26 protein-coding genes are annotated in these 25,158 nt (G+C 66.1%); 10 read left to right on the forward strand and 16 right to left on the reverse strand.

The features are described 5' to 3' along the window. The first annotated feature begins 58 nt into the window (after positions 1-58). A complete protein-coding gene (locus BM345_RS12225) occupies positions 59-397 on the forward strand; it encodes an H-NS histone family protein (RefSeq protein ID WP_093379817.1) in 339 nt (112 codons plus the stop codon). A 73-nt stretch (positions 398-470) separates the two neighbouring features. Here the strand turns inward: BM345_RS12225 and BM345_RS12230 are convergent, their stop codons facing one another. Next, positions 471-1,457, reverse strand: coding sequence for an NADPH:quinone oxidoreductase family protein (locus tag BM345_RS12230; protein ID WP_093379820.1), 987 nt, complete (start codon positions 1,455-1,457; stop codon positions 471-473). A gap of 103 nt (positions 1,458-1,560) precedes the next feature. On the opposite strand from BM345_RS12230, the gene surE reads away from it, so the two are divergent. From surE to rlmD, 5 genes are all read left to right on the forward strand, one after another. Next, positions 1,561-2,328, forward strand: a complete 768-nt coding sequence (gene surE / locus BM345_RS12235; RefSeq protein ID WP_093380187.1) for a 5'/3'-nucleotidase SurE — start codon at positions 1,561-1,563, stop codon at positions 2,326-2,328. 140 nt (positions 2,329-2,468) lie between these two features. After that, entirely contained in the window at positions 2,469-3,146 is a 678-nt protein-coding gene (locus BM345_RS12240) for a protein-L-isoaspartate(D-aspartate) O-methyltransferase (RefSeq protein ID WP_093379823.1), read from the forward strand. 12 nt (positions 3,147-3,158) lie between these two features. Beyond that, positions 3,159-4,103: a peptidoglycan DD-metalloendopeptidase family protein gene (locus BM345_RS12245; protein WP_093379825.1), complete on the forward strand. Its 945-nt coding sequence runs from the start codon at positions 3,159-3,161 to the stop codon at positions 4,101-4,103. A 4-nt stretch (positions 4,104-4,107) separates the two neighbouring features. Next, positions 4,108-5,163 (forward strand): sigma-70 family RNA polymerase sigma factor, encoded by a 1,056-nt coding sequence (locus BM345_RS12250; protein WP_175544980.1) that lies wholly within the window; start codon positions 4,108-4,110, stop codon positions 5,161-5,163. Positions 5,164-5,205: 42 nt separating this feature from the next. Further along, a complete protein-coding gene (gene rlmD / locus BM345_RS12255) occupies positions 5,206-6,669 on the forward strand; it encodes a 23S rRNA (uracil(1939)-C(5))-methyltransferase RlmD (protein WP_093379828.1) in 1,464 nt (487 codons plus the stop codon). Positions 6,670-6,733: 64 nt separating this feature from the next. Here rlmD and BM345_RS12260 read toward each other — a convergent pair whose 3' ends face one another. Then, positions 6,734-7,435, reverse strand: a complete 702-nt coding sequence (locus BM345_RS12260) for a Bax inhibitor-1/YccA family protein (RefSeq protein ID WP_093379830.1) — start codon at positions 7,433-7,435, stop codon at positions 6,734-6,736. Between the two features lie 173 nt (positions 7,436-7,608). On the opposite strand from BM345_RS12260, the gene BM345_RS12265 reads away from it, so the two are divergent. Next, complete coding sequence (locus BM345_RS12265) at positions 7,609-8,016, forward strand: GlcG/HbpS family heme-binding protein (RefSeq protein WP_093379833.1); 408 nt, start codon at positions 7,609-7,611, stop codon at positions 8,014-8,016. Between the two features lie 177 nt (positions 8,017-8,193). On the opposite strand, the gene hemP is transcribed toward BM345_RS12265, so the two are convergent. From hemP to bfr, 13 genes are all read right to left on the reverse strand, one after another. After that, the gene (gene hemP, locus BM345_RS12270) at positions 8,194-8,361 is read right to left on the reverse strand and encodes a hemin uptake protein HemP (RefSeq protein WP_254789715.1); all 168 of its coding nucleotides are present in this window, start codon (positions 8,359-8,361) and stop codon (positions 8,194-8,196) included. A gap of 140 nt (positions 8,362-8,501) precedes the next feature. Next, the gene (locus BM345_RS12275; protein WP_093379838.1) at positions 8,502-8,918 is read right to left on the reverse strand and encodes an ExbD/TolR family protein; all 417 of its coding nucleotides are present in this window, start codon (positions 8,916-8,918) and stop codon (positions 8,502-8,504) included. Positions 8,919-8,923: 5 nt separating this feature from the next. Continuing rightward, positions 8,924-9,637: a MotA/TolQ/ExbB proton channel family protein gene (locus BM345_RS12280; protein WP_093379840.1), complete on the reverse strand. Its 714-nt coding sequence runs from the start codon at positions 9,635-9,637 to the stop codon at positions 8,924-8,926. Between the two features lie 17 nt (positions 9,638-9,654). Then, entirely contained in the window at positions 9,655-10,296 is a 642-nt protein-coding gene (locus BM345_RS12285; RefSeq protein WP_254789706.1) for an energy transducer TonB, read from the reverse strand. Positions 10,297-10,445: 149 nt separating this feature from the next. Continuing rightward, entirely contained in the window at positions 10,446-10,715 is a 270-nt protein-coding gene (locus tag BM345_RS12290) for a (2Fe-2S)-binding protein (RefSeq protein ID WP_093379844.1), read from the reverse strand. A gap of 123 nt (positions 10,716-10,838) precedes the next feature. Continuing rightward, complete coding sequence (locus tag BM345_RS12295) at positions 10,839-11,519, reverse strand: Fe2+-dependent dioxygenase (protein WP_093379847.1); 681 nt, start codon at positions 11,517-11,519, stop codon at positions 10,839-10,841. 96 nt (positions 11,520-11,615) lie between these two features. Next, a complete protein-coding gene (locus tag BM345_RS12300; protein WP_093379849.1) occupies positions 11,616-13,886 on the reverse strand; it encodes a catecholate siderophore receptor Fiu in 2,271 nt (756 codons plus the stop codon). Between the two features lie 228 nt (positions 13,887-14,114). Continuing rightward, positions 14,115-15,470 (reverse strand): sulfite reductase subunit alpha, encoded by a 1,356-nt coding sequence (locus BM345_RS12305; RefSeq protein WP_093379852.1) that lies wholly within the window; start codon positions 15,468-15,470, stop codon positions 14,115-14,117. After that, a complete protein-coding gene (locus BM345_RS12310) occupies positions 15,467-16,465 on the reverse strand; it encodes an FAD:protein FMN transferase (RefSeq protein WP_254789707.1) in 999 nt (332 codons plus the stop codon). The genes BM345_RS12305 and BM345_RS12310 overlap by 4 nt, the downstream gene beginning before the upstream one ends. A 44-nt stretch (positions 16,466-16,509) precedes the next feature. Continuing rightward, on the reverse strand, positions 16,510-17,316 hold the full coding sequence (locus BM345_RS12315; RefSeq protein WP_093379855.1) for a DUF4198 domain-containing protein: 807 nt from the start codon (positions 17,314-17,316) through the stop codon (positions 16,510-16,512). Positions 17,317-17,366: 50 nt separating this feature from the next. Beyond that, positions 17,367-17,888, reverse strand: coding sequence for a DUF2271 domain-containing protein (locus BM345_RS12320; RefSeq protein ID WP_093380191.1), 522 nt, complete (start codon positions 17,886-17,888; stop codon positions 17,367-17,369). A gap of 26 nt (positions 17,889-17,914) precedes the next feature. Then, entirely contained in the window at positions 17,915-18,559 is a 645-nt protein-coding gene (locus BM345_RS12325) for a PepSY-associated TM helix domain-containing protein (RefSeq protein ID WP_093379858.1), read from the reverse strand. A 117-nt stretch (positions 18,560-18,676) separates the two neighbouring features. Continuing rightward, positions 18,677-19,153: a bacterioferritin gene (bfr, locus tag BM345_RS12330; RefSeq protein WP_093379861.1), complete on the reverse strand. Its 477-nt coding sequence runs from the start codon at positions 19,151-19,153 to the stop codon at positions 18,677-18,679. A 270-nt stretch (positions 19,154-19,423) separates the two neighbouring features. Here bfr and ahpC point away from each other — a divergent pair, with 270 nt between their 5' ends. Both ahpC and ahpF read left to right on the forward strand, forming a co-directional pair. Beyond that, positions 19,424-19,987, forward strand: coding sequence for an alkyl hydroperoxide reductase subunit C (gene ahpC / locus BM345_RS12335; protein WP_093379864.1), 564 nt, complete (start codon positions 19,424-19,426; stop codon positions 19,985-19,987). Between the two features lie 104 nt (positions 19,988-20,091). After that, on the forward strand, positions 20,092-21,651 hold the full coding sequence (gene ahpF, locus BM345_RS12340; RefSeq protein WP_093379866.1) for an alkyl hydroperoxide reductase subunit F: 1,560 nt from the start codon (positions 20,092-20,094) through the stop codon (positions 21,649-21,651). 29 nt (positions 21,652-21,680) lie between these two features. On the opposite strand, the gene BM345_RS12345 is transcribed toward ahpF, so the two are convergent. Next, positions 21,681-22,502, reverse strand: a complete 822-nt coding sequence (locus BM345_RS12345) for a posphoenolpyruvate synthetase regulatory kinase/phosphorylase PpsR (protein ID WP_093379869.1) — start codon at positions 22,500-22,502, stop codon at positions 21,681-21,683. Positions 22,503-22,707: 205 nt separating this feature from the next. On the opposite strand from BM345_RS12345, the gene ppsA reads away from it, so the two are divergent. Continuing rightward, complete coding sequence (gene ppsA, locus BM345_RS12350; RefSeq protein ID WP_093379872.1) at positions 22,708-25,107, forward strand: phosphoenolpyruvate synthase; 2,400 nt, start codon at positions 22,708-22,710, stop codon at positions 25,105-25,107. The last annotated feature ends 51 nt before the right edge of the window (positions 25,108-25,158 follow it).

Raw genomic sequence — 25,158 nt, forward strand, 5'->3', positions numbered from 1 at the left:
GTTTTTCCCCGGCACCTTGAATTACAATTTTTTCTGTTTTCAATTCGAGGAATCCGGAATGACCACCCTTGCCGACATCAATTCCCAGATCAAAAAGCACGACGAGCAGATTGCTCAATTGCGCGTTCAGGCCGAACAACTGCGCAACCAGGAGCGCACCGGCGTGATCGATGACATCCGCAAGAAGATCGCCGAATACGGTTTGACCGCCTCGGACCTGAAGCTTGCCAGCCGGGCTCCGGGCCGGCGCCCGGCTGCCACCACGGCTGGCCGCACCACCGCCAAATACCGTGGCCCGACGGGCGAAACCTGGTCCGGCGGCCGCGGCCGCAAGCCGCGCTGGGTCACCGAAGCGCTCGCGGCCGGCAAGTCCCTGTCGGAATTCGAGATCAAGTAGGGAAGTTCCGGTTCCCCCAAATGCAAAAGCCCGCTTGACGCGGGCTTTTTTTCTGCCTGGGTTGCAACCGGTCTCAGTTGACCATCACGAGTTTGCCCATCACTCCGCGCGAGCCCATGTGCGCATAGGCTTCCTTCAATTGAGACATCGGCATGGCGCGGTCGATGACGGGCTTGACCTTGCCCTGGCCATACCAGTTGGCCAATTCGGCCATCATTTGAGCGTTGGCCTTGGGCTCGCGCCTGGCGAAATCGCCCCAGAACACGCCCACGATCGACGCCCCCTTGAGCAGCGCCAGATTGAAGGGCAGCGCGGGGATCGGGCCCGAGGCGAAGCCCACGACCAGGTAGCGCCCGCGCCATGCAATCGAGCGAAATGCGGGCTCGGCGAAATCACCGCCGACCGGGTCGTAAATGACATCGGGGCCCTTGCCGTCGGTGGCCTGCTTGATTGCCTCGCGGAAATCGTTGGGCACCGCGTGCTTGCTGTAGTTGATCGTGACGTCGGCACCGATGGATTTGCACAGCGCGCATTTCTCGTCGGTCGATGCCGCGGCGATCACTTTCGCGCCGGCGGCCTTTGCAATTTGAATGGCCGCCGTGCCAACGCCGCCCGCGGCGCCCAGCACCAGCACGGTTTCTCCAGCCTTGAGTTGCGCGCGGTCCATCAATGCATGCCATGAGGTCGCGTAAATCATGATGAATGCGGCCGCATCCACATGACCAAAACCATCAGGCAAGGGCATGCACAAAGCGGCTGGCGCCAGCGTATGCGTTGCAAATCCGCCGGTGCCCGACAAGCAGGCCACGTTCTGGCCCACCTTCAGGTGATTCACGCCTCCACCCACCGCCTGCACCACGCCCGCATATTCGGAACCCGGAACAAATGGAAGCGGCGGCTTCATCTGGTACTTGTTCTGGACGATCAGCAGGTCGGGAAAATTCAGGCTCGCCGCCTTGATTTCAATCAGCACCTGGCCGGGGCCGGGTTGCGGCGTGGGCAGTTCTTTCCAGGACAGCGCATCGACGCCGGTCGGGTTTTCGCAAAGCCATGCGTGCATGGAAGTCTCCTAATTCGGGCGGCCATGATACGAGCGGGCCGAAGGGGATCAATGTCTCAGTGGCGACCGGGCGCATCCTAGAATGGCGCATCGATTGGACGCCATGAAAATTCTCATTTCCAACGACGATGGCTACCAGGCACCTGGCATCGTCGAGCTGCACGCGGCCCTCAAGGATATTGCGCAGGTCGAGGTGATTGCACCCGAGCACAACAACAGCGCGAAGTCCAATGCGCTCACGCTGGCCGCGCCGCTGTATGTGCACGACGCGCACAACGGCTTTCGCTACGTGACCGGCACCCCCGCGGATTGCGTGCACATCGCGCTCAAGGGCCTGCTCGACTACAAGCCCGACCTGGTGGTCTCGGGCATCAACAACGGCGCCAACATGGGCGACGACACCATCTACTCGGGCACCGTGGGTGCGGCCATGGAGGCCTACCTCTTCGGCGTACCGGCCATCGCCTTCTCGCAGATCCAGAAAGGCTGGGCGCACATCGACTCGGCCGCGCAGGTGGCGCGCCGCCTGGTGCAGCAGATCGAGCGCGACGGCATGCTGGGCGGCGAGCCCTGGCTGCTCAACGTCAACATTCCCAACCTGCCGCTGGACGAACTCAAGCCGGTGAAAGTGTGCCGGCTCGGGCGCCGCCACGCGGCCGAGCGCGTGATCATGCAGGAGAGCCCGCGTGGCGAGACCATGTATTGGATCGCAGGCGCCGGCGGTGCCAAGGACAGCGGCGAAGGCACCGACTTCCATGCGACCGCGGCGGGCCACGTGGCGCTCACGCCCCTGCAGATCGACCTGACCGACCACGCACAGCTGGGCACCTGGCGCGAGACGGTGGACCGGCTCAGCGTGGCGGCGAAGTGAGCGGCGGCAGCGTGAAGCCGCGCCCCGGTTTTCCCGCCCGCCTCACGCCGGCGGGGACAACGCCGGGGCCGAGTGCACGGGCCAAGGCCGGCTCGGGTCCGGGCCCAGCCAAGCCAGCGGTGTCCAAAAGCCCGGTCGCCATGCCCAGCACACCCTCGATGGCATCCGATGCGGTGCGTGCGCGCATGGTGCACAAGCTCGCGGCCCAAGGCATTGCCGACGCGCGCGTGCTGCGTGCCATGTCCATCGTCGAGCGGCATCGCTTCGTCGACGGCGCGCTGGTCAATCAGGCCTACGAAGACACCAGCCTGCCGATCGGCCTGGGCCAGACGATCTCCAAGCCCAACGTGGTGGCACGCATGATCGAGTTGCTGCTGGGAGCGCCCGCGCTCAGCGGCCGGCCTGACGCGCGTCTGGGCCGCGTGCTGGAGATCGGTACCGGCTGCGGGTACCAGGCCGCAGTGCTGAGCCATGTTGCGAGCGAGGTCTACAGCATCGAACGCCTGCGCGGACTCAACGAGCGTGCGCGCGCCAACTTGCGGCACTTCCGCCTGGCCACCGTGCACCTGCTGCTGGGTGACGGCATGCTGGGCTACCCGAAAGGCGCGCCCTATGCCGGCATCATCGCCGCCGCCGGCGGCGAGGCCGTGCCAGACGCATGGATCGCCCAACTCGCAGTCGGCGGACGCATCGTCGCGCCGACGCGTTCAGCCGAAGGTGGACAGGCCCTGGTCGTGATCGATCGCACCGCCAACGGCGTGCAGCGGCGCGTTCTTGAGGCTGTTCACTTTGTCCCCCTAAAATCCGGGATTGCTTAATGGAGGATATGCATGCAGGGTCTTGGTCGTCGGGCTTCTTTTGCCTTCGCTTGCGTGGCAATGGCGCTCGTGTTTTCTGGCTGCACCAACCCACGCACGCCTGCTCCCGTTGAAGATCGCGGCGCCGCCGGCCGCCCGCCAGCTGCATCGTCCGCGCAGGCCGGCGCCCCCGGCATGCCCGTCCCGCCGATCACGGTCGATGCCAATGGCAAGCCCTTGCCCGGCATCGAAAACTACGGCAAGCCCGGCTACTACGCCGTGCGTCCGGGCGACACCATCATGCGCATCGGCCTGGAAACGGGGCAGAACTGGCGCGACATCGTCAAGTGGAACAATCTCGAGAACGCCAACCTGATCGAAGTCGGCCAAGTGCTGCGCGTGGTTCCGCCTGCGGGCGCGGCGCCGCCGACGCCCGGAACGCCCGCAGTGGCCGTGGCAGGGGCGCCATCCGCAGCCGGAAGCGCAACGCCTGGCGTGGCGACGACGACAGGCGCCGCTGGCGCGGCCGTGGCCGGGGCGCCGCCTTCGTCCGCTGCAACCAACACCACGCCTGCCAAGCCGACCCCACCGGTGGCTTCGACCGGTGACGACGATCTCGGCTGGATCTGGCCGGCCCAGGGCCAGCTCATCGCCGGTTTCGACGACGTGAAGAACAAGGGCCTGGACATCAGCGGCCGTGCTGGCGATGCCGTGCTGGCCGCGGCCGACGGCCGCGTGGTCTATGCGGGCGCAGGGCTGCGTGGCTACGGCAACCTCATCATCCTGAAGCACAACAACACCTACCTCACCGCGTATGCGCACAACCAGGCGCTGCTGGTGAAGGAAGACCAGTCGGTGCAAAAGGGCCAGAAGATCGCCGAGATGGGCAACAGCGATGCCGATCGCGTGAAGCTGCATTTCGAAATCCGTCGTCAGGGCAAGCCGGTCGATCCGGCTCGCTACCTCCCCTCAAGGTGATGCAATGGCCACCCCGCGCACCCGCCGCACATCGGTTGTGCGTGGGTCAGCGGGCCGAGGCCCAACACTGAACGGTTCGGGGGACGCGCAGCCCGACGGCAACGGCCACGCCGACGGCGAGGAGGTCGAAGGCAGTTCTGCAGAGCTGTCCGATGGCACCCCCGAGATCGCCCTGAACGACCTGTCCGGGCAGCAGGCCAGCGAAGGCGGTGACTCGCTCACGCAGTACCTGCGCGAAGTCCGCCGCACCGAGCTGTTCACCCCTGAAGAAGAGTACCGCTGCGCATGCGCCGCGCGCGCGGGCAACTTCGAGGCGCGGCAGTCGATGATCGAACACAACCTGCGCCTGGTGGTGAACATTGCCAAGGGCTATCTGGGACGCGGCGTACCGCTCATCGACCTGATCGAGGAGGGCAATCTGGGCCTGATGCACGCCATCACCAAGTTCGAGCCCGAGCGGGGCTTTCGCTTCTCGACCTACGCGACCTGGTGGATCCGCCAGTCGGTGGAGCGCGCGGCCATGATGCAAAGTCGCGCCATCCGCCTGCCGGTTCACGTGGTGCGCGAGTTGCAGCAGGTCCTGCGCGCGCGCCGATCGTTGGAGGCCGATCCGCATTTCGCGGAAAGCCGTCCCGACGGCGTGCGGGTGGAAGACGTGGCTGCGCTGCTCGGCCGTGATGCGCAAGAAGTGTCCGAACTGCTCGCGCTGGCCGAGGCGCCGCGTTCGCTCGATGCCGCCAGCGACCACGGAGGCGAGCCCGGTTTCACGTTGGCCGATACCGTGGCTTCCGACGACGATGGCGCCGATCCCACCGGCGTGACGCAGGCCCACGAGATGGAGCGCCTGCTCAACCAGTGGGTGCAGGCCCTCAGCGAGCGCGAGCGCGAGGTACTGGAGGGTCGCTACGGCCTGCATGACCGCGAGCCCGAGACGCTGGAGGTGCTGAGCGTGCGCCTGGGCCTCACGCGCGAGCGCGTGAGGCAGATCCAGAACGAGGCGCTGGCCAAGATGCGCCGCCAGCTCGCGCGCTCGGGCGTGGGGCGGGACGCCTTCCTGTAGCCCACTCGCAGGTGTGGGTGGTCGGCCTGAGACAATCCAGGCATGACGGATTCGAAACAGAAGAAAAGCCCGGTTCCCCACGAGGAAAGCGAGTGGCTGCAGGTGGAGTCGCTCGACCTGGACGCACAGGGCGTGTCGCGCAAGCCCGATGGCAAGGTGGTGTTCATCGAAGGCGCGCTGCCCTTCGAGGAAGTGCAGTTCAAGCTGCTGCGCACCAAGAACAACTGGGAGCAGGGCGTGCTCAGCGGCATGCGCCGCGAGTCCTCGCAGCGCGTGCGGCCCGGCTGCCCGCATTTCGGCCTGCATGCTGGCGCCTGCGGCGGCTGCAAGATGCAGCACCTGGACGCGGCCGCGCAGGTGGCGGTGAAGCAGCGCGCGCTGGAGGACCAGCTCTGGCACCTGGGCAAGGTCAAGCCCGAGAACCTGCTGCGCCCCTTGGAAGGCCCCGCCTGGCACTACCGCTACCGCGCGCGCCTGTCGGTGCGCCACGTGATCAAGAAGGGAACGGTGCTCATCGGCTTTCACGAGCGCAAGAGCCGCTACATCGCGGACATGACGGTGTGCCCGGTGCTGCCCAAGCGGGTGAGCGACATGCTGGTGCCGCTGCGCGGGCTGATCGGCTCGCTCGATGCGCGCGAGACCTGCCCGCAGATCGAGCTGGCCTGCGGCGAGGCGCCGGGGTCCACCGAACTGGGCGTGATCGCGATGGTGCTTCGCCACCTGGAGCCGCTGTCCAAGGGCGACATCGGCCGCCTGAAGGCGTTTGCCGAGGTGAACGAGGGCGTGCAATGGTGGCTGCAGCCCAAGGGCCCGGAGACGGTGCGCCTGCTGGATGAAGACAGCCCCGCGCTGCACTACGAGCTGCCCGACTTCGGCGTGCGCATGCCCTTCAAGCCCACCGACTTCACCCAGGTGAATCCGCACATCAATCGCGTGCTGGTCACGCGTGCGTTGCGCTTGCTGGATGTGCGCAAGGACGAGCGCGTCATCGACTGGTTCTGCGGCCTGGGCAACTTCACGCTGCCGCTGGCGACGCAGGCCCGGGAGGTGCTGGGCATCGAAGGCAGCGACACCCTGGTGGGTCGCGCCACCGACAACTACCAGGCCAACAGGGCCGCCGCCGGCGAAGGCCGAAGCTTCTGCCCGACGGCTTTCGTCGCCCGCAATCTGTTCGAGATGACGCCAGAGATGCTGGTGCGCGACGGCTACGCCGATCGCTGGCTGGTGGACCCGCCGCGCGAGGGTGCCTTCGCCCTGGCCAAGGCGCTGGCCGACCTGCACCAGCAGCGCGTGGAGCATCCGGAAGAAGCGCCCGCGCCCGGCGGCTGGCGCCCGCCACGCCGCATCGTCTACGTGAGCTGCAATCCGGCCACGCTGGCGCGCGATGCGGGCTTGCTGGTGCACCAGGCGGGCTACCGCTGCACGCATGCGGGGGTGATCAACATGTTCCCCCACACGGCGCACGTGGAGTCGATGGCGGTGTTCGAACTGGCCGATCCGCAGTAGCAGCCGCGCGCCAGCAATGAAAAAGGGCCCCGAGGGCCCTTTTTTCGTTCGACTGGAAGCGCGCTCAGTCGCGTTCGCCGCCGAAGATGCCCAGCAGGGCCAGCAGGCTCTGGAACACGTTGAACAGGTCCAGGTACAGGGCCAGGGTGGCGCTGATGTAGTTGGTCTCGCCGCCGTCGATGATCTGCTTGAGGTCATACAGCATGTAGGCCGAGAAGATGCCGATGGCTGCCACCGAGATGGCGGCCATGCCGGCGGTGGAGCCGACGAAGACGTTGATGATGGCGCCCACCATCAGCACCAGCGCGCCGACGAAGAGCCACTTGCCCATGCCCGACAGGTCGCGCTTGATCACGGTGGCCAGCGTGGCCATCACCAGGAACACGCCCGCGGTGCCGCCGAAGGCGGTCATCACCAGCTGGGCACCATTGCTGAAACCCAGCACCATCGCGATCAGGCGCGAGAGCATCAGGCCCATGAAGAAGGTGAAGCCCAGCAGCACCGGCACGCCGGCGGCGGAGTTCTTGGTCTTCTCGATGGCGAAGAGGAAGCCGAAGGCGCCGCCCAGGAAGACGATCAGGCCCAGGCCGCCGGTGAGCGCGGCGGTGATGCCCGTGGCCACGCCCAGCCAGGCACCCAGCACCGTCGGGATGAGGCTGAGGGCCAGCAACCAATAGGTGTTGCGCAGGACGCGCTGGCGCTGCGCCTGGTCAAGGCCAAGCCCGTAACCTTGCGAACTGCCGAGGGTGGTGACGCGGTCGTTCATGGATCAGATCTCCTTGTAGCTGCCGTATCGACAGGTAAGGACGATTCTAGGCAAGTGCAAGGGCAGGGGTTGCAAATAACCGCTGTGCGGTGATCCTACAAGTCGTAGGGCTACTGGCAGGCATGGCGCGTTATGCTCGTGGGCTTTCCCGCCCTAGCAGCCAGTATCCATCCATGAAGACCAAACACTTTCTCGAACTTGCAGACGTCAAGGCCGTTGCCGCCGCTGCCGAAGCCGAAGCCCTGAAGAACAACTGGGCCGTGACCATCGCCATCGCCGACGACGCGGGCAACCTGCTGTGGCTGCAGCGCCTGGATGGCGCCGCAGCGCTGTCCTCGCACATCGCACCGGCCAAGGCCCACACGGCCGCCATGGGCCGCCGCGAGAGCAAAGGCTACGAGGACATCGTCAACGGCGGCCGCACCGCCTTCCTCACCGTGCCCGCAGTGCAGGGCCTGCTCGAAGGCGGCGTGCCGATCGTCAAGGACGGACAGGTCATCGGCGCCGTGGGCGTGAGCGGCGTGAAGTCCAACGAGGATGCGCAGGTCGCCCGCGCAGGCATCGCCGCCCTCGGCCTCTGATCCTGCGAGCTCAACAAAAAAAGCCGCCGACCCTCGGGTCGGCGGCTTTTGTTTTGGGCAGTGTCGTGAGGAAAAAATGCTTGGCGGCGGCGAACCTTTGGCTAGCAAAAAACGACCCTTGGAGAAATGGCTTCCCCTCAAGTCGCCCCACGATGAAACCGGGGCAGCTGATCGGGCCTACTTGGTGAGGATCAGCTTGCCGAGCTTGGTGGCCTGCAGGCGGTAGAGCGAGCCGTTGTGCAGGATGCCCACCGTCTTGTTGCCCCGCAGGAGTTCGGTGCTCTCGACCAGCGTGACCGGGTGGTCAGCGGGCTCGTTCAAGGCCGAGGCGGCCACGGCGGGCATCGGACGATGGGTGGCGTTGAAGGAGCTGAGGTTGGTTTGCATGAGACAGGCGAGCTTTTGCGGTGTCGATGTCTAAATGATAATGGTTCGCATTCAAAAGTCAATCGACCCGATGGAAAAAATGCGAAACAAGATGCCTCTCATTGCTGTGCCTTGGGCTCTGTGATGAAGCCGATCTTCTGGATGCCGGCTTCGCGCGCCTGCGACATCGCCTGGGCCACGCGCTCGTAGCGCACTTCCTTGTCGCCGCGGATGTGCAGCTCGGGCTGGGGATCCTTGGCGGCCTCGGTGGCCAGGCGGGTGGCGAACTCGGCGTCGCTGACCTTCTGCTCGTTCCAGTAGTAGCTGCCGTCGGCGGCCACGCTGAACAGGATGTTGTCCGGCTTGGTCAATTCCCGCTCGCTGCTGGCGCGCGGCAGGTCGATGTTCACGGCGTGCTTCATCACCGGCACGGTAATGATGAAGATGATGAGCAGCACCAGCATGACGTCGACCAGCGGCGTCATGTTGATCTCGTTCATCACGTCATCGGTTTCGTCTTGCGTCCCGAAAGCCATGGCGATCAGCCCTTCTTGAGCGCGACCACGGTGGACTCGCCGCCAGCCTGCACGCGGGCACCGGTCACGAAGTAGGCGTGCAGGTCGTGGGCGAAGCTGTTGAGCTTGGTCAGCACGAACTTGTTGCCGCGCACCAGCGCGTTGTAGCCCAGCACCGCGGGAATAGCGACCGCCAGGCCCAGGGCCGTCATCACCAGCGCTTCGCCGATCGGGCCGGCCACCTTGTCGATGGTCGCCTGGCCGGCCGTGCCGATGCTCATCAGCGCGTGATAGATGCCCCACACCGTGCCGAACAGGCCGATGAAAGGCGCGGTGGAGCCCACCGAGGCCAGCACCGCCAGGCCGCTTTGCAGGCGGGCGGTGAACTCGTCGATGGTGTTGCGCAGCGACCGGGTCACCCAGTCGCTGACGTCGAGCGTGTCGTGCAGGTGGGCCTTGGTGTTGCGATGGTGCGCGGTGGCTTCACGGCCTTCCAGCGCCAGGGCGCGGAAGGGGTTGCCGTCGTCCTTGCCCAGCTTGGCCATGGCGGTGGCGAAGTCCTCGCTGTGCCAGAAGTCCGAAGAGCGGCGGGCCTGGCGCTTGTAGCGGATGACGTCGATGGCCTTGACCAGGATCACGATCCAGGAGGCGAGCGACATGCCCACGAGCAGGAGGGCGACCGCCTTGGTGACGAGATCGCCTTGCGCCCACAGGTGCATCAGGCCGAATTGGGTGTCCATATGAAGCTACTCCGAAGCTAGTTTGAAAGTCTGAAATTGATGGGGGCCCTGAACATGTACAGCGTCGACTCGTCGGCGCCAGGGCGACGAATCGGCGTGACACGCGACCCCATGACCGCGTCGCGCGCAGCCTGATCGAGGCGGTCAAACCCGCTCGATTTGTGGATTTCCGCCTTCTTCGGTACACCCTCGGCGTTGAAGTAGACCTCGATGATCACCGTGCCCGACTCGCCCATCCGCTTGCTCATTGCTGGGAAGGTCAAATGCGGTTCGCGGATGTAGCGCACGTCGCTCTCACCGACTTCAACAACCTTGGGCGCGGGCGGCGCCGGCGGCGGAGCCGGTGGCGCGGGAGGCGCCGGCGGCGCCAGGGGCGGCGCGGGCGGCTGGGGCTCGACCACGCCCACCGGGGCGGCCGGCGCCGGCCTGGGGTCGCGGATGGCCTGGGGCTTCGGCGGCGGCGGTGCCTTGACCACTTCCTTCTTGGGCTGCGGTGGGGGCGGGGGAGGGGGCGGAGGCGGCTCGACCGGCTTGGGCGGGTCGATGAACTGGGTCATGATGACCGTGGGCACCACCACCTCGGCGGCCCGCCGCAGCAGGCCCGCCTGCAGGGCCCAGAGGGCGGCCGCGTGGAAGAGCACCACGCCACCGGCGATCACTGCAGTTCGCGAGAGCCCGGACGGCGACGATTGAAAGCGGTCAGACACGATGAACCATATGACTAGACGCGGCCACGCAAGGTGCCCGCCAGCGGCCCATGCAGGCCACTATTTATGAAAGATCCACCAAGCCGATCCGAGGACCAGGATCAGGCTGCAGACGACAGCGACGAGTGCCATGCCCGGCTTTCCGTGATGGAGCTGGCGAGCTGGACGACAACCGGGCTGGCATCGCAATGCAGGGCAGCGACCGGATGCGACGCGCTGCACTGGGCAACGACGTCCCGCGCACAACCTTCGCATTGGCCGCACTGGGTGGCGACGCCAAGTTCGAGCTGGACTTCGTCGAAGCTCATACCCGCACGCGCGTGACGCGCGATCTCGCGGTCAGAAATTCGACGGCACACACAGACGATCATGGCAAGAAGAGCGAGGACTGGCTGGCTGTTGATGGTGTGCCACGATTATAAATACGAATTCCTCGCATTTGCAATAACTATGGAGTCGACGGGGCCGCCCTCGCCCCTGGTTCCTGCGCCGCCCTAGATTTCGCTCCACATTCGCAGCAGGTTGTGATAGTGGCTGGTGAGCGCCACGGCTTCCTCGCTTTCCCCCGCGCGGGCGCGCAGCTTCAGGATGGTCTGGTCCAGATCGAAGAGCATGCGCCGCTTCTCGTCGTTTCGAACCATGCTCTGCAGCCAGAAGAAGGAGCAGATGCGGGCGCCGCGGGTCACCGGCTTCACCCGGTGCAGGCTGCTGGACGGGTAGAGGATCAGGTCGCCGGCCGGCAGCTTCACCTCGTGGGTGCCGTAGGTGTCGACCACCTCGAGTTCGCCGCCCTCGTAGTCCTCGGGGTTGCACAGGAAGAGGGTGCACGACAGGTCGGTGCGCAGCCGCTCGCCGGTGCCGGGCACCGAGCGGATCGAGCCGTCCACGTGCAGGCCGTAGTGCTCGCCGCCCTCGTAGCGGTTGAAAAGGGGCGGAACGAAGCGCAGGGGCAGGGCGGCGGAGAAGAACAGCGCGCTCTGCAGCACGGCCGCCTGGATGCCCTTGGCCAGCTCCCGGCCGACGGGCGAGTGCTCGGGCAGCTGCCGGTTGCGCTTGACCTGTGCGCCCTGGGGTCCGACGGTTTCCCGCCCGTCCACCCAGTCGGCCGAATCGAGGGCGGCGCGCACTTCGCGCACCTGGGCGGCGTTCAGTACGCCGGGAACATGCAGCATCATTTCTTGCCTGCCTCTCCAAATGGAAACGCCCCGGCCTAGGGGCCAGGGCGCAGGTTCACGCTCCGGGCGGGCCCGAGGGCCCGCCGCCGGTCTTCATCAGAAGTAGAAGTTGGCGGTCACGCGGGCCGAGCGGGGAACGCCCGGCACGTAACGATAGCCGCTCTTGTTGATGGCCGCGACGTATTCCTTGTCGAACAGGTTGTAGACGTTCAGCTGCAGCTCGAAGTTCTTGTTCACGCGCCAGGAGGCCATGGCGTCGAACACCCAGTAGTCCTCGATGGTGGTCGGCGTGCCGATGGCGCCGTCGGTGCCGCGGTGCAGCTCGCCCACGTAGCGGGCGCCGCCGCCCAGCAGGATGTTGTAGGGCAGCTGGTAGGTGCTCCACAGGCTGAAGGCGTTCTTGGGCGTGTAGGCGATCACGCTGCTGCCGTCCTGGGTGACGGTGGGGCCGCTGACGATCTTGGTGTCCATCGTCGTGAAGCCGGCGCTCACGCCCCAGCGGTCGGTGATGGCACCGGCGGCCGAGAGCTCGATGCCCTGCACGCGCTTCTTCCCGCCCTGGATGAACTGCAGCGAGTTTTCCGGATTGGGAATGACCTCGTTCTCGATGTCGGTGCGGTACAGCGCGGCCGCCAGGCCCAGCTTCTTGTCCAGCACGTCCCACTTGGTGCCCACTTCGGCCGTCTTGGTCTCCTGCGGGTCGAAGTCGGTGCGGTTGGCGCTGTTGCCGGTGGCGGCCAACTGGAAGTTGAGGCCGCCCGGCGGCTGGGCGGAGGTGCCGTAGGACACGTAGATGCTGCCGTTTTCCGCCGGCTTGTAGATCAGGCCCAGCTGCCCGGACCACATGTCGCCCGAGGTGCTCAGCGAGGTGGCCGTGATCGGGCCGGTACCGGTGCGGGTCGTGCCGTTGTAATCGGTGCTGTAGTGGTCATAGCGCACGCCGGCGTTGATGAGCCAGTTGGGCGTCAGCGTGACGGTGTCGAAGACATACACGCCCACCGTGTCCGTGGTGCCCTTGTTGCCGGTGCCGTTGTGGACGCGGTTGAACGGCGTGATGTTCGGGTTGGGCGCGTACAGGTTGGCCGGTGCCAGCGCGACCACGCCGGCGAAGCCCGCGGCGTAGAAGAGGTTGGCGCTCTGCTCTTCACGCGTCAGTTCCAGGCCGGTGCTCAGCGAGTGCTTCACCGAGCCGGTGTCGAACTTCGCCGTGAGGTTGGTCTGGTTGCTGATGATCTTGTTTTCCTGGTCCTTGTTGGTCGGGTTGCTGCGCGCAATGGTCCAGGTCGACAGGTCGTTCGGGTTGGGCGTGCGCAGGTTGGCCGAGCTGCCCATGAAGGCGGTCAGGTAGTAGTCCTGCGAGGTCTCGCCCCAGCGCGTGATGTTGCGCAGGGTCATGTTCGGGCTGATGTCGTGCTCGACGCGCGCGGTCAGCATGTCGCCCTTCACGTTGTCGAAGTCCGACGAGGTGCCGTAGAAATTGCGCGAGCGCACCATGGGCGCGCTGGTGATGAACTGGCGCGTCGGATCGGGCGTCGTGTAGCCCGGGAGGCCGATGGTGGGCACGCCACCGTCCGGCACGTTGTTCTGGTCCATGTGCAGGTAGTCCAGGATGACGCGCGTGGGCGAGTTCAGGCCGAAGGCCAGCGAGCCGGCAAAGCCCCAGCGGTCGGTCTTGACCTCGTCCCGCGCGGCTGTGCCGGAATCTTCCTTGAACGCGTTGATCCGCAGGGCCGTGCCCGAGCCGTCCGCGCCGCTGATGACCTTGTTCCAGTCCACGGTGGCGCGCTTGTAGCTGCCGCTGCCGAAGCCCACCGAGCCGCTGAGCGAGTCCTGCAGCGTCGGCTTCTTGCTGATCATGTTGATGTAGCCGCCGGGCGAGGTGCGGCCCACGTCGGTACCGCTGGAGCCCTTCACCACCTCGACCGATTCGATGTTGAACACGTCGCGCGAAAAGGAACCTACGTCGCGCACGCCGTCCACGAAGATGCTGCCCGACACGTCGAAGCCGCGCATGAAGATCGCATCGCCGGTGTTGGTGTTGCCGTTCTCGCCGAGGAAGAAGGTGCTGACGCCGGGGGAGTTACGTAGCGCTTCGGTCAGCGTGGTGGCGGCCTGCTCGCGGATGACCTGCTCAGGCACCACCTGGATGGTCTTGGGCGTGTCGACCAGGGGCGCGGTGAACTTGGGATTGGACGATTCTTCCGTCCGGTACTCCGAGCTGGCGCCTTCGACGCGGACTTCCTTGAGGGTGCTGTTGGTCTGTGCGGCCACCGGCAGGCTGAGTGCGACCAGTGTGGCGGCGGCTGCGGTGGACAGGGGCGTGCGCGCGGGCACGGCCGCGTGCTTGCGACTCTTGATGTAAGCCATGAAAAAGCTCTCCGAAATGAAGCGGGGGAAACGAGAGCTCGTCTGGCGTGTCAAGCAGGCACAAGGCACCCCGACTGGCGCGGGGTGCGCATGATGGACTGGCTGGTGAGCTGGGTCGCAGCAAATGCGAACTCATCAAATGATAATCACTCGCAATAACGAATGGTTACCTAAGTTCGAGGAACTTTGGTTTTCGTGGCGCCTCGGCAACGATTTGGACATGCTTGTTCAGTAAACGTCGCGCCGATACCGACCCTGGGCATTCAGCTCGGCAACCGCCGCGTCACCAGCGATCTGCCGCAGCGCCGCGTCCACGCCGCTGCCCATGCCCTGCAGGCTGCCGCAAACGTAGAGGGCCGCGCCGCGTGCCAGCCAGGCCATCAGTTCCTCGCTGGCCTGGAGAAGTTGATGCTGTACGTAGCGACGCTCGGGCTGGTCCCTCGAGAACACGAGTTCCAGGCGCTCGAGCACGCCGTCCCGCTCCCATCGCGCCAGTTCGGCGTGGCAGGGCCGGTCCCATTGGGAATGCCGCTCCCCGTAGAGGAGCCAGTTGTCGTGCCGTCCTTGCCGGGCCCGCTCGCGAAGATGTGCCCGCAGGCCTGCCAGGCCACTGCCGTTGCCCACCAGGATCAGGGGCCGCTGGGCGTTGTCGCCCAGCCGGAAGTTGGTGTGCGGGCGGATGCGCATCGGCAGGCTGCCGCCCACCGGCAGGGTCTGGGTCAGCAGGCCCGAAGCGGCACCCAGCCGGCCGTCGGGGTGGCGCTCCTGGCGTACCAGGAGCTGCAGTTCGCCGTCCTGCGGAATCGATGCGATGGAATAGTCGCGTGGCCGCGCGGGATCGCCCGGGACCGTCAGTTGCACGAGGTCGCCGGCCTGCCATTCCGGGAGTTCGCCTTGCGCGGGAACCAGGGCCACGTGAAAGAGCGGGGCACCCTGGCTGCTGGGGTTGAGCTGTTCGCGTGCGAGCAGGCGCCAGGCGATCGCGGCATCGTCAGCCTGCGAAGTCGCGCGCTGGCCGCCGATGCGGTGGCGCCAGGTGTCCAGGGCGGCCGTGTCTGCGTTGTCTGCCTCCAGGCATTCGTTCTCCTGCTTCGCGCCGGTGCTTCGCAGCCAGGCGTCGAGCCGGCGGCCGAAGCCGCAGAAGTGCGTGTACTGCCGATCGCCCAGCGCCAGCACCGAGAAGCGCAGATCCGGCAGGGAGGCTGCCGTGGACATCACGCGTTCGTCGAACACGCTGGCACCATCGGGCGCATCGCCTTCGCCGTAGGTGCTGGCAACGAAGAGGGCGCGCTGCGCCGATTGCAGTTCGGGCGAAGTGATCTCGTTGAGCGAGCACACGCGCACCGGCTCGCCTTGCGCCTTCAGCCATCCGGCCGTCTGCCAGGCCAGGGCTTCCGCCTGGCCGGTCTGGCTGCCGTAGAGCACCAGGGTGGGCGCTCGTTCACCGGTGCCTGCGAGCGCTGCCGCGCGTTCGGCAGTCTGCGCGGCTCGGCGGGACTCGCGGCGAAAGGTGCCCACGCACAGGCCCGCGTAGGCGAGCAGGGTGGCGGCCGCGCCGGCCGCGCGCCAGGCCAGTTCGCTCATGCGCGGGCAGTGGCGACGTCCACCCAGCGCGCCGTTGCCTGCTGCCTCAGGGCACCATCGGCCAGCCGGGTGACGAACAGGGCCGCGACCTCGTGCTTCCGTGCGAACGCCATGCCCTCTTCCGGCCCCAGCACGGTCAGCAGCGTGGCCAGGGCGTCCGCCTGCATGCACTCGCGATGCAGCACGCTGACGCCGGCCAGGCCATGCTGCACGGGGAGGCCGCTTAGGGGATCGATGGTGTGCGACCAGTGCTGGCCGTCGTGGCCGTGACGGTGCCAGCGGTCGCCGGAAGTGGCGATCGACATGTCGCCGTGCAGCGCGACCGCCGTGCCCAGGCCCTCTGCCGTCTCCACCTGGACCCGCCAGGCGCTTCCATCGGGCCGCCTTCCGCTGGCGCGCAATTCGCCGCCCACTTCGAGAAGGAAATCGGACAGGCCCATCGCCTGCAGTGCAGCGCACGCATGGTCGACCGCAAAGCCCTTGGCAATGCCGGAAAGGTCGAGCGCGATGCCGCCGGGCTGATGAATCGTCGCAGCGTCGCGGTCGAAGCTCAAACGCTGCCATCCCACCTGCCGTCGTGCAGATTCGAGTGCTTGCGCCGTGGGCAGGGCTGCCGGCCGGGCTTGCGCGCCAAAGCCCCACAGGCCGATCAACGGACCCACTGTCAGGTCGAAGGCGCCCTCGCTGGCCGAGGCCCAGTGCCATGCGCAGTCGAGCACTTGGAAAAATTCGGGTGCCAGCTCGTGCGTGCTGCCTGCCGGCGCACGGTTGTAGCGACAGATGTCGGACCCGCTTTCCCAGGTGCTCATCTGCGCGATCACGCGATCGAAGCAGCGCTCGACGCACTCGCGCACCGCCTCCAGCGCCAGCATGCGGGGGTTGTCCAATCGCAGCGACCAGAGCGTGCCCATCGTGCGGCCGGACAGGTCCTGCACGGTGGACGCGTCGGCCGCACGCGGTGGCCGCACCGCGGCATAGCCGGCGCCGGCGCGCACCGCGTAGGCGCCGCCGGTGGCGACAGGCGTCGACGAGAAGCCGGTCAGGGCATGACCTCCAGGGTCGCTGCGTAGCTCAGCCGGCGTTCCTTGGCGCGTGCCACCGAGGTCTTGCTGTCCTGCGTGTTGGCTTCCAGCCAGTACATGCCCGCCGAGGGCCAGGTGATGTTGAACTGCCCGTTGGCGTCGGTCTTCAGGGCCTGCTCGCCCACCTTGTCGCGGTAGCGCGTGCTGCCGGCAGTCACCGTGACCTCGACGTCGCGCGCCGGCTGGCCATCGATCAGCAGGTTGAAGCTGGCCTTCTCGCCCTTGACCAGGTCGCTGGGGGCGGTTACCGGAATCAGTTCCATCCCCTTGCCGCTGGGACGCAAGGCGCTGGGCTTGCCGACGGTCACGAAGGACTCGATGCGGCCGGCCGATTGCGTAATCTCCACTTCCTGCGCGTCGGCCGGAACCTGCGACGCGATGTTGTCGGGCGTGCCGCGCGCGCGCTTGACCTGGCCGGTGGCCTTGTCCTTCCAGCGGGCGAACACGCCCTCGTTGATCACCGCCAGGCGGTAGGTGCCGGTCTGCGTGAGGTTCAGGTCGAAGGTGCTGCGCAGCTTGCCCTTGCCCACGTTCTCCGGCGGCACGCTGCTGCCGTCAGGCGCCGTGATGGCGAGGGTGTCCAGCCCCAGCGGGCGATGGTTGAAGAAGAACAGGTCGTTGGAGACGGCCGCGTCGACCGTGATCCAGTCGGCCTTCGACAGCACGGTGCTCGAGGGCAGCAGCCAGACGTTGTGGGCCTGCACGGCGAAGGCGGTGGCCGTCAGGGAAATGGCGATCGCGGCGTAGCGAAGGATGTTTTTCATGGTGTACCTGGAGGGTTGGTGGGACCGGGAATTCGCTTCTTGCTTCTTCGTCAGGGCTTGAGTTCGAGCCGCACTTCGCCCAGCTCGCTGCTGCCGGCGGCGCTGGCCTGTTCCGCCTTGGCCGGTGGCCATTGGAAGGGGATGCTGACGATCTCGCGGCCGCCCACTTCGCGCGCGGCTTCCACGTAGAGCTTGTAGGCGCCGGGTGCCAGCTTGGGCAGTTGCACCGAGCCTTCGGTGACCTGGATCTGCTGCTTGCCCGCGGGGCGCGTCGCGCTGCTCACGCCGTCCACCGGCATCGCGAGTTCGCGGCCGACGCGGCGCCACCACTGGCGAATGTCCTTGAGCCACTTCGTGCCTTCGCCCTCGGCATTGCCCTTGTTCTTCACGTCGTACCAGACGGCCAGGGTTCCGGCCACGGTCTGGTCCGGGCGCTCCACCCACGCGGCCACGTAGGGGCGGTGGTACTCGGCCACCTCCAGGCGCGGAATCTCGATGCTCACGTTGAGGCCGGCGGCGAAGGCGGGCGCGCCCAGCAGGGACGCGAGGGCCAGGGAATAGCGAACTTGCACGAAAGAGTCCTCGATGGATGGTTGGATCAATGGATGAACAGCAGCGCCAGCAGCACCGGGATGACCAGCCCCAGCGCCGCCATGGGCCAGGTGAAGGGCCGGTTGCCCGCGTGCATCTTCAGGATGAAGAGGCCGGTGATGGAGAAGACCAGCGTGGCCGCGGCGAAGATGTCGATGAACCAGCTCCAGGCCACGCCGGTGTTGCGGCCCTTGTGAAGGTCGTTGAAGTAGGAGAGCCAGCCGCGGTCGGTGCGCTCGTATTCGAGCTCGCCGTCCTGTAGGTTCAGGCGCAGCCAGGCATCGCCGCCCGGGCGCGGCAGCGAGAGGTAGACCTCTTCCTTCGACCACTCGGCCTCGCGGCCCTGCGTGTCGACGTCCCACTGGTCCTTGATCCAGGCGCGCAGCGCGCTTGGCAGCTCGGCGCGGTCCTTGTTGGCCTGCGCTGCGGGCAGGTGCCCGGTCACCTGCTGCAGTAGCGCGGGCTCGAGCTGGACAACCTTGCTCTGCACCTTCGGCTTGGCCTCTATCTGGCCGGCGTGGTTCAGCGTGAAGCCGGTGATGCTGAAGAGCAGCAGTCCCACCAGGCAGATCGCGGAACTGACCCAATGCCATTCATGCAAGGTCTTGAGCCAATAGGCGCGGCGGCGGGAAGGTGAGGGGGAGGCGGACATGGTGGGCAGCCGCCGATTCTAGCCACCCAGATGAGAATGACTTCCATTTGCATGTAAAGCGCAGGCAAAGAAAAGGGGCCCGAAGGCCCCAATCCATGGCAAATCCGCTGAACGAAGCTACTCGATCTCGCCCATCTGCGACTGCAGGTAGTTCTGCAGGCCGACCTTCGTGACCAGGTCGATCTGGGTTTCGAGGAAGTCGATGTGTTCCTCGGTGTCGTCCAGGATCTTTTGCAGCAGGTCGCGCGAGACATAGTCGCGCACCGACTCGCAATGCGCGATGCCGTCCTTGATGGTGGCTTGCGCGCCTTGCTCCGAGGCCAGGTCGCACGACAGGATCTCGGGGACGTCCTCGCCGACGCGCAGCTTGCCCAGGTCCTGCAGGTTGGGCAGGCCGTCCAGGAAGAAGATGCGGTCCATGAGCATGTCCGCGTGCTTCATCTCGCCGATCGACTCGTCGTATTCCTTCTTCGCCAGCTTGTCCAGGCCCCAGTGCTTGAGCATCCGATAGTGCAGGAAGTACTGGTTGATGGCCGTCAGCTCGTTCTTCAGCTGGGCCTGCAGGTGTTCGATGACCTTGGGGTCGCCCTTCATGATCTTTTCCTTCTTATGGTGTGAGTAGGGATTCTCCCGGGCGAAGGTGGTGGGCTGCAAGCTCACGCGCCTATGCCCCCGTCAAGGCGTTCTGCATGCGTGTGAGGCTGATAGGCGTTCGTGTTTGCAGCTGGCCGGTGGCGGGGGCACTGTTCAAAAAAACATAGGCCTGGGCAATGATTTTAATAGATCATGTCTATCGAAATGATGGCGTATCAGTGTTTATACTATGGCCTCGCAAGTCTTTTTAACCACCCGAGGAACTACTGAATGTCCGTGATCAACACCCAAATCAAGCCTTTCAAAGCCAGCGCGTTCAAGAACGGCAAGTTCATCGAAGTCTCCGACGCCGATGTGAAGGGCAAGTGGGCGGTCTTCTTCTTCTATCCGGCCGACTTCACTTTCGTCTGCCCCACCGAGCTGGGCGACGTGGCTGACTACTACAAGCAGTTCCAGGACCTGGGTGTGGAGATCTACTCGGTGTCGACCGACACCCACTTCACCCACAAGGCCTGGCACGACTCGTCGGAAACCATCGCCAAGATCCAGTACCCGATGATCGGCGACCCGACGCTGGCGATCAGCCGCAACTTCGAAGTCCTGCGTGAAGACCAGGGCCTGGCCAATCGCGGCACCTACATCGTCGACCCGCAAGGCGTCATCCAGGCCGTGGAAATCACCGCCGAAGGCATCGGCCGCGACGCCAAGGACCTGCTGCGCAAGGTCAAGGCTGCCCAGTACGTGGCCGCCCACCCCGGTGAAGTCTGCCCCGCCAAGTGGGAAGAAGGCGCTGCCACGCTGAAGCCTTCGCTGGACCTGGTCGGCAAGATCTAAGCCGCTTTTCCGACAAGCGACTGTTCCCTCTGAAAAGCCCGGGTGCGCTCCCGTGCCCGGGCTTTTTCGTTTCCGTTTTTCGTCTTTGAGAAAGTGAATCCTTCATGCTCGACGCAGGCACCAAAGCCCAATTGAAGAGTTACCTCGAACGCGCCACGCAACCGATCGAGATCGTTGCCTCGCTGGACGACGGCAAGGCCTCGGTCGAACTGCAGGCGCTGCTCAAGGACATCGCCGAGTCCTCGCCGCTGGTCCGCGTGACCGAAAGCCGCGACGACACGCATCGCAAGCCCTCCTTCTCCATCAACCGCCCGAGCGAGAACCACGGCCCGCGCTTTGCCGGCCTGCCCATGGGGCACGAGTTCACCTCGCTGGTGCTGGCGCTGCTGCAGGTGGGCGGCTACCCGCCCAAGGTCGACAAGGAAGTGCTCGAGCAGATCCGTGCGCTCGACGGCGACTTCGACTTCGAGATCTACATCTCGCTGACCTGCCACAACTGCCCGGACGTCGTGCAGGCCCTGAACCTGATGGCCGTGCAGAACCCGCGCATTCGCGCCACCATGATCGACGGCTCGCTGTTCCAGGACGAGGTGAAGGAGCGCCAGATCATGGCCGTGCCCACCGTCTTCCTCAACGGCACCGAGTTCGGCCAGGGCCGCATGACGCTGGAAGAGATCCTGGCCAAGATCGACACCAGCGGTGTCGAGCGCGAGGCCAGGAAGATCGACGCCAAGGACCCCTTCGACGTGCTCATCGTCGGCGGCGGCCCAGCCGGCGCCGCGGCGGCCGTTTATGCGGCGCGCAAGGGCATCCGCACCGGCGTGGCCTCCGAGCGCTTCGGTGGCCAGGTGCTGGACACCATGGGCATCGAGAACTTCATCTCCATCAAGGAGACCGAGGGGCCGAAATTCGCCCTGGCGCTTGAAGAGCACGTGCGCCACTACGACGTGGACATCATGAACCTGCAGCGTGCCAAGGGCCTGGTGGCCGGCGACGACCTCATCGAGGTGAAGCTGGAAAGCGGCGCCACGCTGAAGAGCCGCAGCGTGATCCTGTCGACCGGCGCGCGCTGGCGCAACATCAACGTGCCGGGCGAGCAGGAATACAAGAACAAGGGCGTGGCCTACTGCCCGCACTGCGACGGCCCGCTCTTCAAGGGCAAGCGCGTGGCGGTCATCGGCGGTGGCAACTCCGGCGTGGAAGCGGCCATCGATCTGGCCGGCATCGTGGGCCATGTGACGCTCATCGAGTACGACACGCAACTGCGTGCTGACGCGGTGCTGCAGCGCAAGCTCGGCAGCCTGCCCAACGTGAAGGTCATCACCAACGCGCAGACCACCGAGATCACCGGCGACGGCCAGAAGCTGAACGGCCTGCACTACAAGGACCGCACGAGCGGCGAGGTGCACGCGGTGGAGCTGGAAGGTGTGTTCATCCAGATCGGCCTGGTGCCCAACACCGATTGGCTCAAGGGCACGCTGGAGCTCTCGCGCCACGGCGAGATCATCGTGGACGCACGCGGCCAGACCTCGATCCCCGGCGTGTTCGCCGCGGGCGACGCGACCACAGTGCCCTTCAAGCAGATCATCATCGCCGCCGGCGATGGGGCGAAGGCCGCGCTGGGCGCCTTCGACCACCTGATTCGCACCTCGGCGCCGGCCTGAGGCGGCGCAGGGGCAGGGCGGGGGCGGCCTCAGTAGATGAGCCGCTCCGGCCGCAGCTCCTGCAGGATGGTGGTGGCGATCTCCTCGATCGACTTGGTGGTCGTGGAGAGCCAGCGAATGCCCGAGCGGCGCATCATGGCCTCGGCCTCCGACACCTCGTTGCGGCAGTTCTCCAGGCTGGCGTAGCGGGAGTCGGGGCGCCGCTCGTTGCGGATCTCGGACAGGCGCTCGGGCTGAATGGTCAGGCCGAAGATCTTCTTGCGATGGGGCATGAGCGCCGGCGGCAGCTGCTTGCGCTCGAAGTCCTCGGGAATCAGCGGGTAGTTGGCCGCTTTCAGGCCGTGCTGCATGGCCAGGTAGAGCGAAGTCGGCGTCTTTCCGCTGCGGCTCACGCCCACCAGGATGACGTCCGCGCCTTCGAGGTCGCGGTTGCTCTGGCCGTCGTCATGCGCCAGGCTGAAGTCGATCGCGGCGATGCGCTCGTTGTATTCCTTGCTCTTGCTGGCGTCGCTGAAGCGGCCGATGCGGTGGTTGGACTTCATTGCCAGCTCGATCTCGAGCGGCCGCACGAAGGTGCCGAACATGTCCAGCAGCATGCCCTTGCAGCCGTTTTCGATGACCTCGAGGATTTCCGTGTTGGCCAGCGTGGTGAAGACCAGCGGGCGCACGCCCTCATGCTCGGCCGTGTGATTGATCTGCCGCACCGCCTGGTGGGCCTTGTCCACCGTGTCGGTGAAGGGCAGGCGCACGTGGCGCGGCCTGATCTCGAACTGCGCCAGCACGGCATTGCCGAAAGTCTCGGCCGTGATGCCGGTGCCGTCGGAGACGAAGAAAACGGTGCGGTTGGTCATGTGGGTCGGCGCTCGGGTCCTCGGCAGCGCTCCGATTGCGGGCGCGCCTACAATTCCGGCCATTATCAGGACTTCCGGTCATGGGCCGGGCCTGGCACCAGAACGATTCCACCTCCATGCCAGCCGCCAACGCACCCAGAGCAACGAGAACGATCGTGCGCTGCCGTCCGCATGGGACACCGCTTTCAACTTTAGGAGCTTTCCCATGTCTGCACTCTTCGACGCGGCCGCCCTGGTCGTACCGTTCGAGAACCTGAGAATGACCGACGTCGAGTCGGTTGGCGGCAAGAACGCCAGTCTCGGCGAAATGATCTCTCAGCTGCCCCAGGGCGTGCGCGTGCCCACGGGCTTCGCGACCACTGCCCATGCCTTCCGCCAGTTCCTGGCGCACGACGGCCTGGCTGACCGCATCAACAAGCGCCTGGCCGAACTCAATACCGAAGACGTGCGTGCACTGGCCACCGCCGGCGCAGAGATCCGCGCCATGGTCGAGGCCCAGCCCTTCCCGGCCGACCTGCAGAAGGCCATCACCGAGGCCTTCGCCAAGCTGAGCGCGGGCAATCCGCAGGCCAGCTTCGCGGTGCGTTCCTCCGCCACGGCCGAGGACCTGCCCGACGCCTCCTTCGCCGGCCAGCAGGAGACCTTCCTGAACGTGGTGGGCATCGAGGACATCCTGCACAAGATGAAGGAGGTGTTCGCCTCCCTCTACAACGACCGCGCCATCAGCTACCGCGTGCACAAGGGCTTTGCCCATGACGTGGTGGCCCTGTCGGCGGGCGTGCAGCGCATGGTGCGTTCCGACCTGGGCGCGGCCGGCGTGATGTTCACCATCGACACCGAGTCGGGCTTCCAGGATGTGGTCTTCATCACCTCCAGCTACGGCCTGGGCGAGACGGTGGTGCAGGGCGCCGTCAACCCCGACGAGTTCTACGTGCACAAGCAGACGCTGCAGGCCGGCAAGCGTGCGGTGATCCGCCGTAACCTGGGCTCCAAGCTGATCCAGATGGAGTTCGCCACCGCGGCCGAGAAGGCCGCCAGCGGCAAGCTGGTGAAGACCACCGACGTGCCCGCCGAGCAGCGCAACCGCTATTCGCTCACCGACGCCGATGTCGAGCAGCTGGCCCGGTACGCCCTGGTCATCGAGCAGCACTACGGCCGCCCGATGGACATCGAGTGGGGCAAGGACGGCACCGACGGCCAGCTCTACATCCTGCAGGCGCGCCCCGAGACGGTGAAGAGCCAGCAGCAGGGCAAGGTCGAGCAGCGCTACAAGCTCAAGGGTCGCAGCAGCGTGCTGGCCGAGGGCCGCGCGATCGGCCAGAAGGTGGGCACCGGCCCGGTGCGCCTGGTGCATCACATCAGCGAGATGGACAAGGTGCAGCCCGGCGACGTGCTGGTCACCGACATGACCGACCCGAACTGGGAGCCGGTGATGAAGCGCGCCAGCGCCATCGTCACCAACCGCGGCGGGCGCACCTGCCACGCGGCCATCATCGCCCGCGAACTGGGCATCCCGGCCGTGGTGGGCTGCGGCAACGCGACCGAGCTGCTCAAGGACGGCACGCTGGTGACCGTGAGCTGCTCCGAAGGCGACACCGGCCACATCTACGACGGCCTGCTCGAGACCGAGGTCACCGAGGTCCAGCGCGGCGAGATGCCGCCGATCGACGTGCAGATCATGATGAACATCGGCAACCCGCAGCTGGCCTTCGACTTCGCCCAGCTGCCCAACGAAGGCGTGGGCCTGGCGCGCCTGGAGTTCATCATCAACAACAACATCGGGGTGCACCCGAAGGCGATCCTCGACTATCCCAATGTCGACAACGACCTGAAGAAGGCGGTGGAGTCGGTGGCCCGCGGCCATGCCTCGCCGCGCGCCTTCTACGTCGACAAGGTGACGGAGGGCGTGGCCACCATCGCCGCGGCCTTCTGGCCCAAGAAGGTGATCGTGCGCCTGTCGGACTTCAAGTCCAACGAGTACCGCAAGCTCATCGGCGGATCGCGCTACGAGCCGGAGGAAGAGAACCCCATGCTGGGCTTCCGCGGTGCGGCGCGCTACATCAGCAAGGACTTCGGCGAGGCCTTTGCCATGGAGTGCGAGGCGCTCAAGCGCGTGCGCGACGACATGGGCCTGACCAACGTGCAGATCATGGTGCCCTTCGTGCGCACGCTCGGCCAGGCGGCACGCGTGACCGAATTGCTGGCGGCGCAAGGCCTCAAGCGCGGCGAAGACGGCCTGAAGCTGATCATGATGTGCGAGGTGCCCAGCAACGCGATCCTGGCGGACGAGTTCCTGGAGTATTTCGACGGCTTCTCGATCGGCTCCAACGACCTGACCCAGCTCACCCTGGGCCTGGACCGCGATTCCGGCCTGGAGCTGCTCGCGGCCGACTTCGACGAGCGCGACCCGGCGGTGAAGGCCATGCTCTCGCGTGCCATCCAGGCCTGCAAGGCCAAGGGCGCCTACGTGGGCATCTGCGGCCAGGGCCCCAGCGACCATCCGGACTTCGCGCTGTGGCTGGCCGAGCAGGGCATCGAGTCGATCTCGCTCAATCCTGACAGCGTGATCGACACCTGGCAGCAACTGGCGGCGGCCGGCAAGTAAGCGCTGACAGCGTCATCAGGGTGTGCTCCGGTGGTTGTTGCCGCCGGACCA

The sequence above is a fragment of the Variovorax sp. OV329 genome, assembly GCF_900114785.1.
Classification (GTDB): domain Bacteria; phylum Pseudomonadota; class Gammaproteobacteria; order Burkholderiales; family Burkholderiaceae_C; genus Variovorax.

Excerpts from the sequence above, each read along its gene's own strand:
- BM345_RS12240 (WP_093379823.1), top strand. The coding sequence starts at position 2,469 with ATGCCCAGCACACCCTCGATGGCATCCGATGCGGTGCGTGCGCGCATG.
- BM345_RS12300 (WP_093379849.1), bottom strand. The coding sequence starts at position 13,886 with ATGGCTTACATCAAGAGTCGCAAGCACGCGGCCGTGCCCGCGCGCACG.
- BM345_RS12290 (WP_093379844.1), bottom strand. The coding sequence starts at position 10,715 with ATGATCGTCTGTGTGTGCCGTCGAATTTCTGACCGCGAGATCGCGCGT.
- hemP (WP_254789715.1), bottom strand. The coding sequence starts at position 8,361 with ATGCCCGCCGTGGCCGCCTCGGCCTTGAACGAGCCCGCTGACCACCCG.
- ahpF (WP_093379866.1), top strand. The coding sequence starts at position 20,092 with ATGCTCGACGCAGGCACCAAAGCCCAATTGAAGAGTTACCTCGAACGC.
- BM345_RS12230 (WP_093379820.1), bottom strand. The coding sequence starts at position 1,457 with ATGCACGCATGGCTTTGCGAAAACCCGACCGGCGTCGATGCGCTGTCC.
- surE (WP_093380187.1), top strand. The coding sequence starts at position 1,561 with ATGAAAATTCTCATTTCCAACGACGATGGCTACCAGGCACCTGGCATC.
- BM345_RS12265 (WP_093379833.1), top strand. The coding sequence starts at position 7,609 with ATGAAGACCAAACACTTTCTCGAACTTGCAGACGTCAAGGCCGTTGCC.
- BM345_RS12250 (WP_175544980.1), top strand. The coding sequence starts at position 4,108 with ATGGCCACCCCGCGCACCCGCCGCACATCGGTTGTGCGTGGGTCAGCG.
- BM345_RS12315 (WP_093379855.1), bottom strand. The coding sequence starts at position 17,316 with ATGAAAAACATCCTTCGCTACGCCGCGATCGCCATTTCCCTGACGGCC.
- ppsA (WP_093379872.1), top strand. The coding sequence starts at position 22,708 with ATGTCTGCACTCTTCGACGCGGCCGCCCTGGTCGTACCGTTCGAGAAC.
- BM345_RS12275 (WP_093379838.1), bottom strand. The coding sequence starts at position 8,918 with ATGGCTTTCGGGACGCAAGACGAAACCGATGACGTGATGAACGAGATC.
- rlmD (WP_093379828.1), top strand. The coding sequence starts at position 5,206 with ATGACGGATTCGAAACAGAAGAAAAGCCCGGTTCCCCACGAGGAAAGC.
- BM345_RS12325 (WP_093379858.1), bottom strand. The coding sequence starts at position 18,559 with ATGTCCGCCTCCCCCTCACCTTCCCGCCGCCGCGCCTATTGGCTCAAG.
- BM345_RS12225 (WP_093379817.1), top strand. The coding sequence starts at position 59 with ATGACCACCCTTGCCGACATCAATTCCCAGATCAAAAAGCACGACGAG.
- BM345_RS12260 (WP_093379830.1), bottom strand. The coding sequence starts at position 7,435 with ATGAACGACCGCGTCACCACCCTCGGCAGTTCGCAAGGTTACGGGCTT.
- BM345_RS12245 (WP_093379825.1), top strand. The coding sequence starts at position 3,159 with ATGCAGGGTCTTGGTCGTCGGGCTTCTTTTGCCTTCGCTTGCGTGGCA.
- BM345_RS12280 (WP_093379840.1), bottom strand. The coding sequence starts at position 9,637 with ATGGACACCCAATTCGGCCTGATGCACCTGTGGGCGCAAGGCGATCTC.
- bfr (WP_093379861.1), bottom strand. The coding sequence starts at position 19,153 with ATGAAGGGCGACCCCAAGGTCATCGAACACCTGCAGGCCCAGCTGAAG.
- BM345_RS12305 (WP_093379852.1), bottom strand. The coding sequence starts at position 15,470 with ATGAGCGAACTGGCCTGGCGCGCGGCCGGCGCGGCCGCCACCCTGCTC.
- ahpC (WP_093379864.1), top strand. The coding sequence starts at position 19,424 with ATGTCCGTGATCAACACCCAAATCAAGCCTTTCAAAGCCAGCGCGTTC.
- BM345_RS12295 (WP_093379847.1), bottom strand. The coding sequence starts at position 11,519 with ATGATGCTGCATGTTCCCGGCGTACTGAACGCCGCCCAGGTGCGCGAA.
- BM345_RS12345 (WP_093379869.1), bottom strand. The coding sequence starts at position 22,502 with ATGACCAACCGCACCGTTTTCTTCGTCTCCGACGGCACCGGCATCACG.